This window comes from Streptomyces sp. NPDC107517 (assembly GCF_055582645.1).
In genome coordinates this window covers 1-1,138 of record NZ_JBVJPM010000103.1, presented here as the reverse complement: position 1 = coordinate 1,138, position 1,138 = coordinate 1, and the positions used below count along the sequence as shown (strand labels likewise).

Below are 1,138 nucleotides of genomic sequence, written 5' to 3'. Positions count from 1 at the left end.
AGGTGGGACTGGCGATTGGGACGAAGTCGTAACAAGGTAGCCGTACCGGAAGGTGCGGCTGGATCACCTCCTTTCTAAGGAGCACTTTGGCTGCCAGACCTGGTCTGGTGGTCCAAGAGCCATTTCGTCGGCAAATGTCCGACGGTGGTTGCTCAAGGGTGGAACGTTGACTATTCGACCGGGTTCACGGGTCGGAGGCTGTGAGTACTGCTCCTCGGAGCGTGGAAAGCATGATCTCCGGGCGGGACCGGGTCGGGCACGCTGTTGGGTGTCTGAAGGTACGGCCGAAACGGTCGCCTTCAGTGCCGGCCCCGGTAAAGATCTGCTTCGGTGGGTTGTGACGGGTGGTTGGTCGTTGTTTGAGAACTGCACAGTGGACGCGAGCATCTGTGGCCAAGTTTTTAAGGGCGCACGGTGGATGCCTTGGCACCAGGAACCGATGAAGGACGTGGGAGGCCACGATAGTCCCCGGGGAGCCGTCAACCAGGCTTTGATCCGGGGGTTTCCGAATGGGGAAACCCGGCAGTCGTCATGGGCTGTCACCCATACCTGAACACATAGGGTATGTGGAGGGAACGCGGGGAAGTGAAACATCTCAGTACCCGCAGGAAGAGAAAACAACCGTGATTCCGGGAGTAGTGGCGAGCGAAACTGGATGAGGCCAAACCGTATGCGTGTGATACCCGGCAGGGGTTGCGCATGCGGGGTTGTGGGATCTCTCTTTTACGGTCTGCCGGCCGTGAGACGAGTCAGAAACCGTTGATGTAGGCGAAGGACATGCGAAAGGTCCGGCGTAGAGGGTAAGACCCCCGTAGTCGAAACATCAGCGGCTCGTTTGAGAGACACCCAAGTAGCACGGGGCCCGAGAAATCCCGTGTGAATCTGGCGGGACCACCCGCTAAGCCTAAATATTCCCTGGTGACCGATAGCGGATAGTACCGTGAGGGAATGGTGAAAAGTACCGCGGGAGCGGAGTGAAATAGTACCTGAAACCGTGTGCCTACAAGCCGTGGGAGCGTCGCGCAAGGAACTTGTTCCTTGCGTCGTGACTGCGTGCCTTTTGAAGAATGAGCCTGCGAGTTTGCGGTGCGTTGCGAGGTTAACCCGTGTGGGGAAGCCGTAGCGAAAGCGAGTCCGA

Annotated in this window: 2 rRNA genes; both read left to right on the top strand. The window is 58.3% G+C overall.

The features are described 5' to 3' along the window. Nucleotides 1–74, top strand: a 16S ribosomal RNA gene (locus ACZ67T_RS46325); the annotation flags it as partial. Between the two features lie 317 nt (nt 75–391). Beyond that, nucleotides 392–1,138 (top strand): 23S ribosomal RNA (locus ACZ67T_RS46320); the annotation flags it as partial.